This is a genomic window from Paenibacillus sp. P4_A9, from assembly GCF_056402415.1.
This window is the reverse complement of sequence record NZ_JBFUHL010000038.1, coordinates 14,076-33,314: the sequence shown is the minus strand read 5'-3', so window position 1 is coordinate 33,314 and position 19,239 is coordinate 14,076. Positions and strand designations below refer to the sequence as shown.

General features: G+C 44.5%; 15 protein-coding genes and 3 pseudogenes. All 18 read right to left on the bottom strand.

The window, feature by feature from the left end; all coding sequences use genetic code 11:
• Positions 1–1,017: an NAD-dependent epimerase/dehydratase family protein gene (locus AC1DVJ_RS21245; protein WP_477593170.1), complete on the bottom strand. Its 1,017-nt coding sequence runs from the start codon at positions 1,015–1,017 to the stop codon at positions 1–3.
• 159 nt (positions 1,018–1,176) lie between these two features.
• Positions 1,177–2,529: a GGDEF domain-containing protein gene (locus AC1DVJ_RS21240; protein ID WP_477593169.1), complete on the bottom strand. Its 1,353-nt coding sequence runs from the start codon at positions 2,527–2,529 to the stop codon at positions 1,177–1,179.
• 136 nt (positions 2,530–2,665) lie between these two features.
• Positions 2,666–3,577, bottom strand: coding sequence for a fumarylacetoacetate hydrolase family protein (locus AC1DVJ_RS21235; RefSeq protein WP_477593168.1), 912 nt, complete (start codon positions 3,575–3,577; stop codon positions 2,666–2,668).
• A gap of 45 nt (positions 3,578–3,622) precedes the next feature.
• Entirely contained in the window at positions 3,623–4,396 is a 774-nt protein-coding gene (locus AC1DVJ_RS21230; RefSeq protein WP_477593167.1) for an SDR family NAD(P)-dependent oxidoreductase, read from the bottom strand.
• 186 nt (positions 4,397–4,582) lie between these two features.
• Positions 4,583–5,338, bottom strand: a complete 756-nt coding sequence (locus tag AC1DVJ_RS21225; RefSeq protein WP_477593166.1) for an IclR family transcriptional regulator — start codon at positions 5,336–5,338, stop codon at positions 4,583–4,585.
• A 159-nt stretch (positions 5,339–5,497) separates the two neighbouring features.
• On the bottom strand, positions 5,498–7,924 hold the full coding sequence (locus tag AC1DVJ_RS21220; protein ID WP_477593165.1) for a MerR family transcriptional regulator: 2,427 nt from the start codon (positions 7,922–7,924) through the stop codon (positions 5,498–5,500).
• Positions 7,925–8,144: 220 nt separating this feature from the next.
• Positions 8,145–9,353, bottom strand: a pseudogene (locus AC1DVJ_RS21215) (right-handed parallel beta-helix repeat-containing protein); the annotation flags it as partial.
• Positions 9,354–9,458: 105 nt separating this feature from the next.
• Positions 9,459–9,986: pseudogene (locus AC1DVJ_RS21210) on the bottom strand (3-keto-alpha-glucoside-1,2-lyase-like domain-containing protein); the annotation flags it as partial.
• Between the two features lie 354 nt (positions 9,987–10,340).
• Entirely contained in the window at positions 10,341–10,589 is a 249-nt protein-coding gene (locus tag AC1DVJ_RS21205) for a hypothetical protein (protein WP_477593164.1), read from the bottom strand.
• A 236-nt stretch (positions 10,590–10,825) separates the two neighbouring features.
• Positions 10,826–11,707, bottom strand: coding sequence for a glycoside hydrolase family 43 protein (locus AC1DVJ_RS21200; protein WP_477593163.1), 882 nt, complete (start codon positions 11,705–11,707; stop codon positions 10,826–10,828).
• A complete protein-coding gene (locus AC1DVJ_RS21195) occupies positions 11,704–12,300 on the bottom strand; it encodes a GNAT family N-acetyltransferase (protein WP_477593162.1) in 597 nt (198 codons plus the stop codon). The genes AC1DVJ_RS21200 and AC1DVJ_RS21195 overlap by 4 nt, the downstream gene beginning before the upstream one ends.
• Before the next feature lie 27 nt (positions 12,301–12,327).
• The gene (locus tag AC1DVJ_RS21190; protein WP_477593161.1) at positions 12,328–13,578 is read right to left on the bottom strand and encodes a CapA family protein; all 1,251 of its coding nucleotides are present in this window, start codon (positions 13,576–13,578) and stop codon (positions 12,328–12,330) included.
• A 158-nt stretch (positions 13,579–13,736) separates the two neighbouring features.
• Positions 13,737–13,934 (bottom strand): hypothetical protein, encoded by a 198-nt coding sequence (locus AC1DVJ_RS21185; protein ID WP_477593160.1) that lies wholly within the window; start codon positions 13,932–13,934, stop codon positions 13,737–13,739.
• 146 nt (positions 13,935–14,080) lie between these two features.
• Positions 14,081–14,292 (bottom strand): annotated as a pseudogene (locus tag AC1DVJ_RS21180) (response regulator).
• An 18-nt stretch (positions 14,293–14,310) separates the two neighbouring features.
• A complete protein-coding gene (locus AC1DVJ_RS21175) occupies positions 14,311–14,757 on the bottom strand; it encodes a chemotaxis protein CheX (RefSeq protein ID WP_477593159.1) in 447 nt (148 codons plus the stop codon).
• A 195-nt stretch (positions 14,758–14,952) separates the two neighbouring features.
• Positions 14,953–15,162, bottom strand: a complete 210-nt coding sequence (locus AC1DVJ_RS21170) for a small, acid-soluble spore protein, alpha/beta type (protein WP_477593158.1) — start codon at positions 15,160–15,162, stop codon at positions 14,953–14,955.
• 70 nt (positions 15,163–15,232) lie between these two features.
• Positions 15,233–16,987, bottom strand: coding sequence for a sensor histidine kinase (locus AC1DVJ_RS21165; RefSeq protein ID WP_477593157.1), 1,755 nt, complete (start codon positions 16,985–16,987; stop codon positions 15,233–15,235).
• Between the two features lie 169 nt (positions 16,988–17,156).
• Complete coding sequence (locus tag AC1DVJ_RS21160; protein ID WP_477593156.1) at positions 17,157–19,226, bottom strand: hypothetical protein; 2,070 nt, start codon at positions 19,224–19,226, stop codon at positions 17,157–17,159.
• Positions 19,227–19,239: the final 13 nt, after the last annotated feature.

The window sequence follows — 19,239 nt, the reverse complement described above, 5'->3', positions numbered from 1 at the left end:
TTAGAATTTCCCCTCTCGCTCTTGGAAATGAGTAGGTTTATTGATCATACTGCCCCCATGCTCGATCCACTCCGCCACCCAATCAAACATCTGGAGCAGTGACACCCGCGGGTAACCAAATAGCTGCATACTCTTCGCAGCGTTACTAAGTAACGCCGTCTCCGACTCTTGACCTTTGAAGGTTGGCTCGACGCCAAGCCTTTGCGCAAGCTGCTGTGCCGCATATTTCACGGATACCGTCTCCGGTCCCGTCACGTTCAGGAAATTAGCTGGACTTTGTGTGGCCAACAGCGATCGGATCGCAATTTCATTCGCATCACCTTGCCAAATACAGTTGAAGTGCCCCATGGATAGATCGATAGCGCGTCCTTCCTTCAACGACTTGGCAATTTCCAAAAGCACACCGTAACGCAAGTCAATGGCGTAATTCAAACGATAGATCAACACCGGTGTTCCATTCTTGTAACTGTAATGCTCGAACATCCGCTCGCGGCCCAGACAGGACTGACCGTACTCACCGATCGGTGCTGGACTCATGGCCTCGTGGGCCCCACCATACGTCACCGGTGTGAAAGGATACACATTGCCTGTTGAGAACACGACGATTCGGGACTTGCTGAATTTCTCAGCTACACGCCCTGGCAGGTAGGCGTTCATCGCCCATGTGAAATGCTCTTTCCCTGTTGTTCCAAACTTGGTGCCTGCCATATAAATAATGTTAGGAACGTCTGGCAATGCCTGCAAAGCATCATCATTCAAGAGGTCACACGCAATCGTTTCTATGCCATAGGATTGCAGCTCTTCCTGCAAACCACTTTCTGAGAATCGGGAGACCCCGTACACCTTTTTATCCACACCTGCTGCTCGAATTGTATTCATCGCTAGCTTGGCGAGACTCGGTCCCATCTTTCCTCCAACGCCAAGCAGCATAATATCCCCTTCTAATACCTGCATAAACGCTATTAACGCCGGGGATGGGGCAGACATGACCTTATCCAAATCTTCTAGTGTTTTCATTTACGCAATCTCCTCACTTCATGATCGTTATATAAGCTTCCTGACTGTAGTATACGGACTCCCGAACATAAAAGACAAATCTTTAAATCGTCTTTTAATTACATAGAAAAAACCGCCCCTTTGGCCGAAGCCATCGCTAGAGCGGTTCTCTTCTCACACTTATACTACGCTGGGATCGGCGGCGAGCTTCTCCAGAAATCGGAGTCGGAATGTTTGCTTCGGTCTTCCTTTTGGCACTTTCACATAGCCAACAATCGAAATCAAGTCATGATCCATCCATTGCAGGAGCAGACGATGTGTGCTTCTAACCGTAACCCCCAGAATACTCGCTAACTCATGCACTTCGTAGTCTAGCTTGCTCGTTCGCGCCACAGTAGCCATGAGACGACTCAGATAGGTCGAAGTCATCCCTGCATCCTCAGCGCTCTTCAGCAGCTCAGGGTCTGTCACCGACAAGTCTCGACTGAGTGGGTCTGCCATTTCCAGCGGGCCTATGAGTGTTTTGTCCTCACGAACTATGAAGCAAGTATTTCCGCCTGCTTCTTTGCATCTACGCAGCGCAAGTCGCGCATGGGTACCCGCTTCATTCGCACTGCGTCCGAAGCCAATTCCCATACTTAGAGACAGGCCAAGCGATTTCCAGACTTCACGTGCGAGTGGAACTGACTTATAGCCAACCGTCTCGCGTTCGAATATCCCCCGTGTCGTAAAAAACAAATACTCATCTGCACCTAGATGCGTTAAATACCCATCGAGCGACTCCACATAGTCGATCAATTTTCTGTGCACTTCAAGCTTGAATCGCTGAATATCATGCTCTGTACTCTGTTGCTGAAGCTTTTTACCGAAATCATCCACATTAATCATGCCCACTAGGATTTGCGCTTCTTTACTGCGCCGAGTTTCGGTTGACAACAGTGCTCGCTCCAAAGCTACGGTAATATTCTGATCGGTTGGTGCAATCCACTCACAGGGAATCCCCTCTTGGTTAAGCGCATCGGCGACCTCACTTTCAGTTGTCATCGCCGCTTGGGTAGTTCCCTTGAGGAAAGACTCCTTATGAAATTGCATAATCGTCTCCACTTGCGGGTAAGGAGCGCCATCATAGATGTGGAAGCTAGTTGGCGTTTCACCAATTTCCTTGACGTGTCGTTTTAGGGCTGAGGAGGTGAAGGAATCAATACTAAAAACCGTTTCCGCGGCATGAAGCTGCGGTTTGCTGCGCAAACGATATAAGGCGCTAAACAGTCCTGTGTCTGTTAATGGAATCATATGTACAGGCAGATGAGTAACAACATGCTCTTTCACTCGTCGATAGAGTGTTGGCCCTGTTATGAGAAGCACTTCGACCTCATCAAGCAATTGCTCGGCAATTTCAGAAGCTGTTTCTGCTGAACATGCATGAGCAATGGGCTGGAAGGATGGAAAGGACGTCGCGATGACGCTTAATACTTTATTCACAAGAGCCTCCGGCCCCAAAATTCCAATGGCAATTCGATTCGGAATATCCATGTATGGCGGCTCCTTTACTTGATCAATAAGATCAAGTATACGCCTGTTCTCGACTAAAAGACAAATCGTTTTGTTGTCTTTAATATGGTCGAGTAGCGTAAAAAAAAGACAACCCGCAGGTTGTCTCCTTAATTAACTAATTGATTGGCTCATCCACCATGCGATTCGTCAAAGCACCGAGTTTCTCAATCTCGATTGTCACAACGTCCCCATTTTTCAAGTACACGCGCTGATCCACCGGCTTACCTAAGACCACACCCTCAGGGGTTCCCGTCAAAATAATATCGCCAGGCGACAGCGTCATATGCTGGGAGATATAACTAACGATTTCATCGCAGTGGAAAATCATATCGGACGTATTTGAATTCTGTCTCTTCTCGCCATTCACCGTGCAAGTGATTGTCAGCTGGTTCGGATCGCCAACTTCATCTGCCGTGACCAAATAAGGGCCAAGCGGACTGAACTTATCAAGGGATTTCCCAAGCAACCATTGTTGAGTTCGCATTTGCAAATCACGTGCAGACAAATCATTCACATTGCAATAGCCAAAAACATGGCTCAATGCCTGCTCCTTGGCTACATATTTGGCCTTCTTCCCAATAACTATAACCAGCTCAGCTTCATAATCAACCTKATCTGTAACCCGATTCGGAAGCGGAATATCATCCCCTTGCGCAGCAATCGTATTACTGAATTTATTGAACAAGATCGGATACTGTGGGATTGGCGCATTTGTTTCTTCAGCGTGTTTGCGATAGTTTAAGCCAACACAGATGATTTTGCCTGGATGCGTCACACATGGACCATATTTGACTTGGGATTCATCTAGTAGGAATGTACTTCCTTCTGTTGCCCCCTCTAACACGCTTGCCATATAGCGTTCAATTTGAGGCAAAACTGTTTCTGAGTTACCAATAACGGACATGATGTCAGTCGGAATACTCGCTTCAGGAAATGCTTTCAAAGCCTCCGTAATATCAAATACGTTGTTCTCCAACTTCACACCAAGATGACTTACACCGGAATGATCAATCGTGACTAGTTTCAAAAGTATACATCCTCTCTCTAATAGGTTTATTGAATTAGGCCTTTATTACGCATTCTTACCGAACACAGCGCCACCATCGATATACAATGGCGAGCCCATCATGAATTTGGATTCGTCCGAAGCTAGGAACAACGCGGCTTGCGCAACATCTTCTGGCGTTCCAAGCTCATCGCTAAGCTGTCTACTTTTCAGAGATTTAATTGCAGCTTCAGGATCATCATAAGATGTTTTTAAATAATTCTCAACAAAAGGTGTCAGAATCGTGCCCGGCAACAGCGCATTCACACGAATGTTATACGGTGCATAATCGACTTGCATCGATTTCGTCAGCGCCAATACGGCTCCTTTGGTAGCTGCATAGGAAGCGCGTCTAGCTAGCCCAATCTCCGCAATGCAGGAGGACATGTTAATAATAGAGCCGCTGCGCTTCTCCATCATATGAGGGATAACATACTTGGAAGGTAGAAATACGCCGCGAATGTTCACGCGAATAACGCGATCCCACTGCTCAGGCTCAAGTTCATGAAGGGCGCCAACACCGCTAATTCCCGCATTATTAAAAAGCACATCAATACGTCCACAAGCTTCGATTGCTTTGTCCACCATCGTTTTGACCGACTCAGGATCTGTCACATCCGCTTGTAAGAAGAGAGCTTTGCCACCGTTAGCTTGAATTTCGGAAGCGGTCTCCTCTCCTTTAATCACGTCCAAATCATTAACAATGACATGAGCTCCATGTTGACCAAAAAGCAGTGCTGTGCTCTTCCCAATGCCTGATCCTGCACCTGTAATCATGATTACCTTATTAAGCAATCTCATTTGGTTCACCTCTTGGTTTATTATAATAAACTTAGTTTTATATTTAAAAGTATAAATATAGTTTATCATCCTCTTTTTATTGAGTCAATCCAAAAAAAAACCAGTTACGGTCCAATTTTTGGATGGTAACTGGTTTTGAGAAGCATACTGATAACTATCATACTTAATACGTAGTCACATCTTAGGCTAAAGTGGTAAAACAGCCGACAAAGCCTGGGCCAGAAGTTGAATCTCTTCCTTAACCAGTGCTTGCTTCAACGTCCATTGATGAACAGGCATGGAGCAGCTAACTGCCGCAATCCGATCACCGTTACGATCAAGAATCGGCATTGCAAAGCAGTAAAAGCCAAGCACAATTTCTTCTTGATCAACCCCATATCCATTCTCTCGTGTGATTCGAAGCTGTTCCAGCAGTTCTACTCCGTTCCGAACTGTATGTGGAGTAAATGCTTGGTAGCTGCCCTCCTCATACAAGGAGAGCACCTGTTTATCTGCCATCGCGGATAGCAACACCTTCCCCATGGCCGTTGCGTAAGCGGGTAAACGCATACCAGGCTCAGAGATTAAGCGGACTTGCGTTGCTGCCTCTTTTTTGGCCAAATACACGAGCTCACCTTTCTCCAATCGGGCTAGTTGAATGGTTTCACCAAGTCGTTCCACAGAACGAGCAGCCTTTTCTTCAAATAGTTTCACCAGTGACATGCCAGCGAAATAAGCGTTGCCCATCACTCCGAAAAAGGAGCCAAGCGCATACGTGTCACCCTTTTCTTTGATCACCCAATTCAGGGTCTCCATTGTATGTAAAAGGGAAAACATCGTGCTTTTATTAATCCCCGTTGCTGCGCTCAAATCCATCAATTTCAGCTTTGAGGGCTGTCCTGCTACTAACTGAAGCACGTCTTGTGCTCGCTCCAGTGCTGGGACCCAATACTTTCGTTCCATTCTTATCCCTCACAGACCATCGAGCAGGCTTTTTCATTAGATGATAACACAAAGTACGAGCTTGTGTAAGTAAGTGTATCACTTAGATCTTGCGACTAAGATGTACAAAAGAAAAATACGCCACGCAGATGATGTGGCGTTATCTTATGCCTTCAAATTCTAAATACCTAAAAATTTAGCAAGCTTATCAAGCAACCGTTGCTGGGATGCCAATTGTATCGATATGCTGTCAAATCGATTGTTTAGGGATTCTTCATTTGAAACAACTTGAGCGGTGACTACTTGATCTATTAGATCATTTAACTTCTGCGTGTTGATATTGTAATTTTCACGCATGTTTTGCTCTAAATCATTGATACTTTCCTTATGTTGCTTTCGTAATTCATATGTCGCTGCATGCATTTCCTCCCTGAGATTTTGCTCCAGAGCTTCAGTGATCTTGGGTTGAATGGTTTGGATCTGTTGCTCTAGAGCTTCTGTCAGCTTAGGCTGAATGGTAAGAAGCTCTTGTTCCATCCTCCCGACAATTTCATGGAAATGCTCCTGCAGTTCACTTGTCGACGCCAGCATCTCACCTCGAAGGGTTTGCTCCAGGGCCTCTATCAGCTTAGACTGAACAGACTGAACAGTATGAGTCTCGTGGAGTTCAGCTTCTAACTTCGTGAAACTTTCCTGTTGTTGCTCCTGCATTTCTTTTGTCGATGCTAGTATTTCACTTCGAAGGGTTTGCACTAGAGCTTCTGTCAGCTTAGACTGAACAGACTGAACAGTATGAGTCTCGTGGAGCACAGCTTCCAACTTCGTGAATTTTTCATTTTGTTGCTCCTGCAGTTCCTTTGTMGATGCTACGATTTCACCTCGAAGGGTTTGCTCTAGTGCTTCTGTCAGCTCGGATTGAACAGACTGAACAGCATGAAACTCCTCGAGCTCAGCTTCTAACTTCGTGAATCCTTCCTGTTGTTGCTCCTGTAGTTCTTTTGTCGATGCTAGTATTTCACTTCGAAGGGTTTGCTCAAGTGCCTCTGTCAGCTCGGATTGAACAGACTGAACAGCATGAAACTCTTCGAGCTCAGCTTCTAACTTCGTGAATCCTTCCTGTTGTTGCTCCTGCAGTTCCTTTATCGATGTTAGCATTTCACCTCGAAGGGTTTGCTCCAGCGTCTCTGTCAACTCGGATTGAACAGACTGAACAGCATGAAACTCTTCGAGCTCAGCTTCTAACTTCGTGAATCCTTCCAGTTGTTGCTCCTGTAGTTCTTTTGTCGATGCTAGCATTTCACTTCTAAGGGTTTGCTCAAGTACCGCTGTCAACTCGGATTGAACAGACTGAACAGCATGAAACTCCTCGAGCTCAGCTTCTAACTTCGTGAATCCTTCCTGTTGTTGCTCCTGTAGTTCTTTTGTCGATGCTAGCATTTCACTTCTAAGGGTTTGCTCTAGAGTCTCTGTCAGCTCGGAATGAACAGACTGAACAGCATGAAACTCTTCGAGCTCAGCTTCTAACTTCGTGAATCCTTCCTGTTGTTGCTCCTGTAGTTCTTTTGTCGATGCTAGAATTTCACTTCGAAGGGTTTGCTCTAGAGTCTCTGTCAGCTCGGAATGAACGGTACGAAACTCTTCGAGCTCAGCTTCTAACTTTGTGAATCCTTCCTGTTGTTGCTCCTGTAGTTCTTTTGTCGATGCTTGTATTTCAGTTTTCGATGCTAGCATTTCAGCTCGAAGGGTTTGCTCCAGCGCTTTTGTCAGCTTGGGTTGAACGGTATAGAGCTCATGCTGCAGTTCTTTCACCTGATCAGAAACACTTTGATATTGTCTATCTAGCACTTCAACATTGGCGGCAATTTCGCTGCTGTCATCTTGTTCAATCACCTCAGCTACCTTGCAAGTAAAAATCTTGATGATATTACGAAGCTCTGCAACTTCTTCGGAAATACCATTAAATTGAAGATTTAATGATTCAGCCATGGTGTTAATCCGGTCATCTTGATTAGCATTCTTCGCGACTTCTATCATCTTTTCCATAAATGTAAGAACAATACTTCGAATTTCCGTAACTTCATTCGTGAGCTGATCGAACAGTCCGTTGACGTAAATTTTAGTTGGTGCTTCTTGTCTACTACTTGAGATGGAAGATATACTAACCATTTGACTATCGTCCACTTGTTCGTTTATTCGCCTCGAAGATTTATTGGCTTCCATTTTTTGCGTGAAAAGCAGTACTAAGTTACGTAATTCCAAGGTTTCATTGCTTAAATGGGGGGTGGATTTATTTTCTGTCAGAGGTAAGCTCAATTCTGAAACATCCGTGGGCGAAGGCGTTATCAGGTTTTCTTCACCATTCGGAGTACGAATTCCTTTCTGGTACACTTCCTGCAAATGCTCGTTGATCATCCTAACAGATTTATTGGCATCTTTCATTTTGGAAATCAATCGAAATACCTCGACAGCTTCTTCTGTATATCTGTATGATCCTCCCACAGCAGTGGTTGGAAGAAAATCAGCAAATTGTTTGGACCATTCCACCACAGTTCCTTGTGTTTTTCTAATTGCACGTGCAATTTCACTGACCTTATATGTCTTTTTCATTGGTTAGCGATCATATCCTTTCTTCTTATGTCCCGAGGGCGTAGGCATCTATAACATGTTATTCAKGGTCATAAACAATTGACAATGAATGAGTGAAATAGTTAGCAACGCAAAGAGGCTGCCCTAAGAAGGACAGCCTCGTGTTTGTACGGTTATGAACGTATGCCGATTTATCCTAGCCACGTTCGTGACCAAAAATCAGATCCCTTTTCTACCAATGTCAGTTCCGGCCAATATTAGTTCCGCTTGGTGTACCCGCACCGATTAAATCGCTGCCTGTCGCAAGCTTCAAGAAGTTGCCTAAATTCGGAGAACCATCCGCATTCCGCGTGAGCGTTGGCGTTAGACTGACGAAATCTGCATCACTCGCTAGGAGACCTGCTGCATTAGTACTCTGACCGCTTTTCCACCAAACATTCGAGCTAGCAACATCGGTTCCGCTGGTTTTATCACTCGAAGTTCCTTTGTATGACAAGTTATTTTTGAACATGTGCGTGCCGGAATCAAATGCGAAATTGCTTTGTCCATTGCTAAAGGATGTATTATTGGTCAAGCTGATGGAACCAGGATTGCTGTTAAACGTAAATCCGTGTTTTTTATTGAGATAGGCGACGGAGTTGATCACAATATGGTTAACTGATATGGATTCCCCACCTAATTTATATCCATTCCCATCGCTGCTGCTTGTGGAGTTCCCCGATGACGTTGCACCGTTATGATGCGCTACGCTGTTCTTAATCGTGATGGGATCAATCGCTCCAGTTTCTGATTTGGTATACAAATCCCAACCATCGTCTGTGTTGTAAGACGAGATACAACCATCAAACACATTCCCAGGACCCGTGGTCAGCTTAGCTGCGAATCCATCCGCGTCTTCCCCGTTATCGGGATCGAAATTGTCATGCGAGTATACGTTCACAATGTTATTGTTTGCAGGCCACTCACTGCGAGTTGCTGTTGAGGCATATCGACCAAGCTGAACGCCTGTATCTCGATTGTCGTGGACATCCAAGTTCTCCAAACGATTGTTATTGCCTGCTACGTATACGCCATTATCGGCGGCTCCTTTAATTTCCAGTCCCTTGATGGTCCAATAGCTGCCATTCACCTGTAAACCTCTAGCATTAAGAGATACGTCTGACAAATTGTAGCTTTGTGAGGAGAAGTCTAGAACAGGCTTCTCTGATCCATATGGCATAATCTGTTTGACCGAACTTGCCGTACCGTTATTCGTACGATCAATCGTAATTTGACTGTTGTAGCTATATGTTCCACCTCGCAAATAAATGACGCCGCCTGCAGCTACCTTCGTTAGTGCCGAACTCAATGTCGTTGGGCTCGCCAATGTTCCTGGATTACTATCGGAGCCATTCGGATCCACATAGACCGCACCTGCAGTTGGAGGAGGTGTAGGTGATGGTGAAGCACTAGGTGGAACCGATGGAGACGGCGATGGTGAGGCTGATGGTGACGGTGATGGAGATTGCGTTGGCGCCGGTGTCGAAGTCGAACCCGAGCTGTCGGAAACAAGAATATCATCAAAGCTAGCAGCCGCTTTATAGCCGACTAAACCGATACCACCTGAGGTTAGGCTCGTATCCGTTGCAGTAAGCTGCAACGCCCCATTTACATACATGCGGATCGTCGATCCAGATAGCTCTAGCTTGACGGTATACCAAGTCCCAGTCGTAAGCGGGTAATCCAAGGTTGCCAGCGTCGTAGTGGAACCACTTACTTTTTTGCGGATTTCAAGCTTCCCCCCGCCGCTGTTATACAAAGATGCCGCATAGAAGTTGTTACCATCTTGATAACGCCCCGCCACATATGCTCGATTCGTCCCATTCCAATTATCTATTTTCACTTTGGACTCAACGGCATAATTCGTCCAAGACGCATTGCCCGCTGATGCACGTCCTTCACTTGAACTGGTTTGGCGATACACATAGGAGCCATTGTCTTGAACCACCGTCCATGTACCATTCTGCGTCGACCAGCCGCTTGCATCCCCATCATCGAAATTGTCGCTGAATAAATTTGCTGCGAAAACGGAAGGTATAACCATCATGCCAGCGATCAGTGTAGATGATATAAGCGCAGTAAGGGTGTGCGCAGGTTTAAGCTTTTTCATTATTGTATTTCCTCCTTCAAGTGATGTCATATGCTATGAACACGTTAACATTTGCTCCATACTACCATGTCAAATCGATAAGTGATGCTAAGCCGTTAACAGTCTGACACCCCCTCACTCCTATTTCTCCCGGCTTCAAAGAGGAACTAGCCTGTATATGTCACCCCCCGACTATATCCAGTGATTACCAGGTGCGGCAATAATCATTTTTACATAAATTAACTTTCTGAGGTAAAAATAGGTCTCTTTAACCAGTCATAATCACTATCTCAGATGATAATCATTTGATTAGGTTTTGGGTTGGCTGGCTGCTGTGAAAGTGCCATTTAGCTGGGTTTCACTTAGAAAATCACCACCTTTGGAAGTAGCAGAACCTGCAAAGAGGTGCTTACTATGAGTCCCTTGTTTTCGGACAAAGCATCCTTGGATTTCGACAACACCCTTGCCTCCTTCAGGCATATACGCTAGATCCAGATATCGATATCCGTTATTCGAATCACGCACCTCCCACTCCGGATAGAGGGTTAAAGTTTCCAATTGCCGAATACCAGAGCGTGTGTTTCACTCCGTCTAAATCTTTAGCTAACTAATAGTATTAGAGAAGCTAATCCGTTTCCACAAGTGTTACATTTCTAAACAGCAACTGCTCAATCCCCCTCTTTTTTACCTCTATCTACAAGCAACGATTGTGACATCCGAAAAGGGAAACTACCGCAGATCAGGGATCTGYGGCAGTTGGATGGAGCGTTTGGTGTATCGCCTTGATTCATTATTCAGATCTCGAAAATTMGAAGTCCACCATTGCTTTCAAGCACCGGCAGTATCACTGGGCGCTCTAGCGGATGCTTGTTCGGTTGATGAATGGTCAATTGCAGCGTTCCGTCAAGTTTATGTAATAACATGCCATGCCCGCCATCACGAATATTCAGAGGGTCCGCATCTTGTATCCATGGTCCTGTCACTTTACCCGAGGCTGAACGTGCTAAGCCCATCGTATAACCATTTACCCCCGTCGTAGACCACAGCATGACAAGCTCACCATTCGGCATTCGGTGAAGGAAAGGGCCATCCGTGACGTAGTTGTTCTTATCATCTCCAAACCCAACCGACCATGGAGCCTCAGAAGCTCGGAACAAGAGGATCGGCTCGGAAACAGCTCTCAGAAGATCAGCCTGAAGCTGAACAGCATACATTTCACCATCTTGTACCTCCAGCCACTCCCGACAGAAGATCATCCAAGGCGTACCTGATTCATCTTCGTATAGCGTCCCATCCAAGCATTCCCAATCCCGAGGAGTGAGCGTATCACCTGCCGGTTCAAACGGCCCAAGCGGTGTATCGGCGATAAGCAAGCATGTAGCCCTGCAACGGTTTTCAGCTTTAAAGCTGGCCAACATATAATAGCGCCCCTCACGCGCATAAACCTCTGGAGCCCAGTAGTGCTTATTGGACCAAAACTCAGGCGAAGGTCGGAAAGCCGGGAAAGGCCCTTCCCATCCAGCTAAATCATCACTCACATAGACATCAAATCCGAGTGCTGGACCTTCCCACACATTTTGCCCAGTAGAACCGTACAAGTAATATTTGCCATTCGTCTGATCAACTAAGATATACGGATCGCGAAAATGAATATCTGATAATCGTAATAGGCTCATCGTAAGGAATCCTCCAGGGGAATCATAGGTTTACATTCACCCTGAACACTCAGATAATCCTCAGCCAAAATCGCAAACTGTACGTGATCCTCACGCACACCATTGATCTCCAACAACTTGCGTGCAATTCCTTCCTGCTGGAAGCCAGCCTTTTCCAAAACCCGCATCGACCCCAAGTTACGCGGCATGACGCCCGCCTCTACCCGCTGGAGCCCTGCTTCGATAAAAGCAAAACGCAAAATCAGATGAATCGCTTCAGTCATGAGCCCCTTGCCATTGTGTGTCTGATCCATACAGTAGCCAAGAATGCATTTCTGTAGCGGCCCGCGCTTCACATCAGAAAGTGACACGTCGCCAATCAGTTCATGTGTTTCATTCAGAAAAATCCCGAAGGAATATCTCTTATCTTCTTCTCTCAGTTGAATCGAGTTTTCAATGGATTTCGCTTGCGCATCTACTGTATAAAAAGATTCATTTCGCAATGGGGAGACACCCTCAAATAATTGACGGTTACGTTCCATAAGATCCAGTAAAGTCCCAGTGTCTTCTAACCCAAGCTCACGGAGGTAGACTCTTTCTCTTCTGTCATTCATCGTTGTCATCTTCCTTTATTTCGAACTTTATTCCCGAATGGTTAATTCGGGCATTTCGGCCTTCATCGTTTGCTTGAGTGGTTTCCATATTGATTCAAGTTGAGCCCTTTCTTGTTCGCTTACTTCGCTTAACGGAATAACTTCAAAATGACGGAAACTTTCATACTTATTATATGTCGGGATAAAGACAGGTTCAATGAGTTCGATGGAAGTCTTATTTAACCATTGCGTTTTCACAACAGTAATCTGTCCGATCCCGCCTATTAATTGTATTATACGATCTTGGGCTGACAAAAAGTTCCCTAAGGAGTACATCACAAAGGTGCGTTTGCCGTCTTTACGCGTAATCCAATTCATCGGCTGTAGCACATGGGGGTGTGTGCCAATAATGATATCTGCTCCCCAATCTGCTAATTTTTGAGCAAGATCTAATTGGTCATCACTTGGCGTGGTGTCATTTTCGATCCCCCAATGGGCAGACACGACGACTACGTCGGCGATCAGCTTAGCCTTCTCGATATCCTTTTTCATCATTTCTTCTTCAAATACATTGACTAAATAGGGCTTATTCGTCGGAACAGTAATCCCGTTAGTACCATACGTATAGGCTAGAAAAGAGAATGTAATGTTATTCTTCGTTATCGTCCTAATCCGGTCCCTATCTGCTTGTGAAACAAAAGAACCGGTGTACAGCATGCCGATTTGGTTCCAATACTCCGAAGCGCTTAAGATCCCTTTCTCCCCCATATCCATCGCATGATTGTTCGCGTTCGTCACCATTGAAATGCCGGTATCGAGTAACRCATCACCGACTTCATACGGGCTATTAAATAACGGATAAGAGGATAAGCCTAACTTGCTGCCACCGATGACCGTTTCTTGATTAGCTATCGCTACATCCGCCCCTTGAATGATAGGCTTTACTTTTGTGAACATGGGTTTAAAATTGTAAGTTCCATTTGGCCCTGCCGCATCCTGATACACGGTGTTATGTATCAGAATATCGCCAATTGCCGATAGTCCAGCTTTCGAGACAACTGGTTTAGGCGACGGAGTTGGATCTGGAACTGGAACTGGGACTGAAACTTGAACTGGAGTTGGATCTGGAACTGGAGTTAGGGCTGGATCTGGAGTTGGGTCTGCAGTTAGAAGAAAGGTTGGTAGCTGTGCTGGGGAAGTCTGCAAATTGTTGCCTTCATGGACACTACAGCCAACCACAACTAAACCACTAACCAACAAGAAAACGAGTAACGCCATTGCGCGCTTTATGTGTGCCACTTTAATCCTCCAACAACTTACAGTGATGTATTCAACCTAAACAGTCGAATCATGAAGATTGTATCAGTTATTGGAAAATATATATGTCGATTCCTCGTGTCGAATGGCACAATGAAAAGGCACGCTACGTGAGAGTAGCATGCCTTTTCATTGTACGATTATGCTGCGATCTTCATGGCTACAACTTTAACCGAATCTCGCAAAGTTATGAGAATCTTATCCGAGAAATCATACATCGAAAGCTCATAGGAAGAGGACACATTCTTAACGACTTCATTTATATTCGTATTTTTGTATTTCTCAGGAAGTTCGATCGCATACATTAAGTACAATGATTCATCTTGAATTTGAGTCATCTGAAAGGATTCCTTATACAGGTTAGTCGTATAAGCATTCCAGCAAAAACCAAATTCATAAAATGGATCCTCCTCCCAATTAGGCTCGAATTAAAAACGCTCATCCTCTTGCGTTAGAAGCAAGGTAATGAGCGTTTTCTTATGTATTATATGGCTCTACGAATGGCATCCAAAACACGATCACCTTGAAATGGCTTCACAACAAAATCTTTGGCCCCAGCCTGAATCGCTTGAACAACCATACCCTGCTGACCCATGGCGGAACACATCACAATCTTGGCATTTGCATCCTTGTCAAAATATCCTTCAGCATCATTCGCATGAAAGCTGCGTCATCTACGATTAAAATTTTTGCCATTATATATCTCTCCTCTAATCAATGATCTTTCAGTAAGACCACTCGGATATCTCCAACTGTCTCAATCGAAATAGGCAACATCAGCTTGCTTGACTGTTCATTAAAATGAAAATTATCCTGCAGCAAGGACGGCGTTGTGATATCCAGAGAAACACCTTGCTCACCTAAGATCGTCGTGGTTCCGCCAGCAATAATGTTGGCAATTTCACTAACACAGCTATCGAGCATTTCACCTTCCATATACATCCCAAAAATCGCTTCGCTCATTCGGCTAAACACAACCCGCTGCCCGTCAAGTATCATACAATACTCGCTGTTCGTAAAATTAATAGAGACACCAATTTCATCCTTGCTGATCGGTTCATTGCTTGTACTTACTTCTGCTTGATCTAACGATTGTGGCATCATGTTGCCGATCGAAACCCTTACACTGTCCATTAATAAATTTTGCAAGTTCTGTGTCATTCTTCTCGCCCCTATTCGGCCTATTGAAACCGTTTTGACTTCTTATCCATATATTCACTTTAGTCTATAATTGTTAGGTATCTACGTTCCTAAATGTTAAAGATGTATGTGAAATTAGAACAAAAAAAAGACTGCATTCACCCGAGTAGGAAGAGTGATTGTAGTCTTTTGGTCCTTGCGCCTAAATCCAAAGGTTTAGCGCTTGAAGCCTTGCAGCTGTTGTTCAGCGATTTGTACCAATCTCTTAGTGATCGTACCACCGATTGAACCCGCGTCGCGTGTTAGGAGATTGCCATTGTAACCATTCGGTTGCAGTGCAATTCCTAACTCTTGAGCAACTTCAAACTTCAATTGATTTAAAGCGGCCTTAGCTTGTGGAACTAGCAATGTGTTGTTGTTAGCCATTCGTAAATCACTCCTTCTCGTGGTGTACACTTAGGATGTGGAGTGTAAGGAAATCTTATACATTCAAATTTTAATTTTCATGTTTTAGTGGAATGACAACCGAGAACGTAACCCCATCTTTTTGCGATGAAAAATCAATCGTGCCTTTATATCGTTCAATTACCTGTTTGATGATATGCAGTCCTAAGCCTTTATTGTGCTTTCCTGCTTTTGTGGAAAACCCAGATTCAAATATTCTTGTACTACGCTCAGGATCGATAGAAAGACAAGAATTATATACTTTGATAATGAGTTGATTCGCTTGAACTTTCCCAACTACGATCACGTTTCTCTCATAAATTGGAAGTTCATTGGTCGCGTCAAAAGCATTATCAATTAAATTGCTCAATATGCGAACTAAATCCGTCGTCTTAATCGTCGTCAGTCGCAAGTTCTCCATATTTTTAAAATCAACCTGCATGTCAATGTTATGCATTTCGGATTGGGCAAGCTTCGCTTGAATAATTCCGCTTAATGCTGGAATATTAATTTCAACTGCTTTAATTTTGTTGTCAATCAATTTAGCATCCTGGATTAAGGGTTCGATATATTCTTGCAAGCTTTCATATTTCTGCAATTTCATCATCCACGAGATGGTCGTAATATGGTTGATGATATCATGACGCTGTTCTTTGATCGACTGAACAATGGAATTAATGTTCTCTAAGTAGACATCTTGAACGGTCTTAACAGCTCCTTCATTCTTCTTCCGCGTGATGGAATAAAGAATGATGATAACAACTCCGGCCAACAACGTGACAATACTCATGAAAATGAACACTTCACGAAACTGCTGTTTTAATATGTTTTCAATTTGGCTGTAATCAGTTGCAACCATGACCACTTTCGGMAAATCATCCCGCTTGTACTTCAGATTGGAAGTTTCAATAGGTGTAAAGCTTTTTAAAATGTTTTTTCCATCTATCTCGACATTGTAAAAAACCGTTTTATTTTTTTCTAACGCTTCCTTAATTTTAATTTCTTCTTCGTTATCTCTATACACATAAGAACCGTTTAAAACGAGTCGCTCTGAATAATAGTTGTCTCTATTAAGGCGAGCAGGTTCCTTATCGAATATCTTCTCCGGATTTAAGACCCCTATTTCCATCAAATTTCCTTTGTTATTTGCAAGCATCTCCTGGATGCTAATATCCACGCCTACTTTTTCTTGATAATGCTCAAGACTACTTGTTACGTTCATATAAGGATTAATGATGTAATTGGTTGTAGCATCATAATATTGCCCCCATTTCCGTATGTTCGCGACATCGGTTGATGCCGTATCAATGGRGCCGCTCCAATAGTGGTCGAGGGATACGCCCGCGCCTACATCTACACTTTTCAAATCAGTTAACTGCAATTGGGCTGCATACACAATGCCCCACGTTTTCGAGCTTACATTGATTTCTTTGGGATCCGAGGATCTAACCCCAATAAAGTCATCATCTCGTCTCTCAAATAACGTAATACCATCTAGATTCAGTTGCTTGGCCAATTCGACTAACTGATCGTTTGAAACCTGATGAAAGTCAGGTTGTAAAGACTTTTGGATAGCAATGGATGCCGTCCTTAGCCTATGAGCCAGCATTTCATCATATGTTGCCTCTACTTCACTCAGCTTATTAAGCTCAGATGAAATCGTAGCAGCCACAAGGTTTATTTTCTCTTGTTGATGATTATTTAAAAGAACCTTCGAATGTTGGAAATAAGTAATATTCATACTTAAAACGGCGATCAAAAAAATCAATATTGTTTTTAGCGGGAATTTTTCTAAAGATGCAAACATGCTTATGATCTCCCTCAAGGCATTTAATTTCTTTATTATAAGGTAATTCTGTCGAATTTTGTATGTTATTTTTATGGGAAAGTATTGAACAATGGCTAATATACAAAAGACAACACCAACAACCTCCTGTTGGTGTTGTCTTTTTACTTTGCAATCGCTCGGTTTTACCTTAGCGGGTCTCGCCTGTCTCTAATGCGAAATGAAGAGCAATCGTTCGCTTCGCATCCTTACTTATCCATTGAGCGAGACGATAATTGCCATTGCGATTCGGCATCAATCCAGGAAGAAGCTCCAGTTTTAGCTCGTTATTATCACCTTCAGGCTGAATCACATAACTAGCATGACCATAGGAGACAACAAGCTTATTCCCTTCCATCCGAATAACACTCTCATCTGTTCCATTGGATACGAGTACTGGAACCGTGACACCAATTGCGGATAATGGCATGTCTTCTGCCGCTTCCACGGACCATTCGGTTGTGACACCTTCGCAAGCAATTCGATATGCTTCTGTAATACCGGTAACACCCTCTGTACCTGGCCTTGGCAGCATATCGGCTAGGCCACGTTTATAGGCTGGATGAAGATCGTCATCTGGTGTACGTAAATCCATATCGTTTAAGAGCTGCAGCCCCGTTGAGCGATAACGCACTTGGAAGGAAAGTGCCTCTTCACCAATAGCCACTTCGTCAAGGTATGCTTGCCAATGCAGCTTCTCAGGCTTGACGGGTACACCTTCCTCATTCAACGCTGCAAACGCTTCGTGCTTTCTTCGGCCAAAGCCAGCTAACCTGTGCCAGACACCCCCCCCATCCCTCCAGGACAGACCGATCGCTGCTGGTGTATGGGGACGTGGAATGATTTGTTTCGCCACAAAATAATTCAAATGAACATTGCCGTTCAGCCCTGGAATCCCCATCGAAAGAGCTGTTTCCTCGGGACAATCCGCTTTATGCAGTCGAACCCAACCGGTTGCATCATGTCCCATCTGCGCTGCGGTATCCATCACTACATGATAACCGCCTTGCTGCGGTCCTGTTGTTGCATAGATCCGATAAAAGGACTCGATAGGTACCACATATCCGCCCGTATCCGAAGGCGCAGCCTTTTCGGGAATACGCTCATCTGCGCTTTCAAAGCACGAAGCTGCTATTTGAGCCGCATATAAACTGTACGTGGAATAATAAGCGTAAAATTCCCAACCATTTCGAAGCTCGCTATCGAACCGATTCTTCAATAATCGAAATTCTACGGGATCTTCGATCCAGCGCATAATCGATTGCAGCGCTTTGCGTGCAGCGCGCTTGAAGATGCCAGCCCATGCTTGATCTCCTTCCTTCGCATAGCGCGCGGCTTCACGTTCACAGAGATAAGCAAAGGTCAAATCATTCCAAATGATTTGGTTACTCCTCCCTCCTGAGCTCGTCCCACCAGTCGTAGATTGCATAAACAGCATCGTTTGGGCGCCTTTGCGCAGCTGTAATTCCAGGAATTCCTTCCATTCCCCGTTATATCCCGCATCGATTAATCCGCTAAGCTGTTGACGCGCTGCCAAATCATAAGCCGTAGGAAGATTCGGGTCGCGATAGAGCCCTTCGCGCGTGAATCGTGTCATTTGCGGTGTCAAATACTTATCGATGAAAGCTCTAGAGTCCGTGAACCCTTCTCTATATCTCATCATTTCACCATGCATGGCATAGGTAGCCCAGTTACGGATGGTCCGAATATCAGGGAAGTTACGCACAGTTTGACAATAGAAGGACTCTGGCTCAACCTTGGACAAATTCACTTCCCAAGCATCGCTTCTCTTCGACTCCACCATCGGCGTCAGTAGTTGATAAGCCCGAACCAGCATGTAGGTCGTGAAATCAGCGTGGTCATCCGGGACTCTATTCTCGCCTAAACAAGTGCACGCCCAATCCATCGCGAGCAAAATCAGATCTTGCAAATCTTCGCAGCGTCCATTCGCGAGCAGAACCGCTCCAGTTTTGGCAAAAGAAGCGGTCGCATACTCATGCTCTTTCCCATCGCTAGGATCCAAGATCGCTCCATTTTCACTTTGATAAGGAAAAAATTGACGAATCCGAGCTTCCGCGAAATCCAGATAAATGTCACGAGATAACCCCGTAACTTCAAAATTATCGTGCTTACTTTCTTGTTGAAACCTATCAATGTGAGGTTGAATTGGGTTTGGTCCTTTTAAACTTTCTAAATAAGCCATTTCATCTGCTGAAAACATGATGCACCTCCAA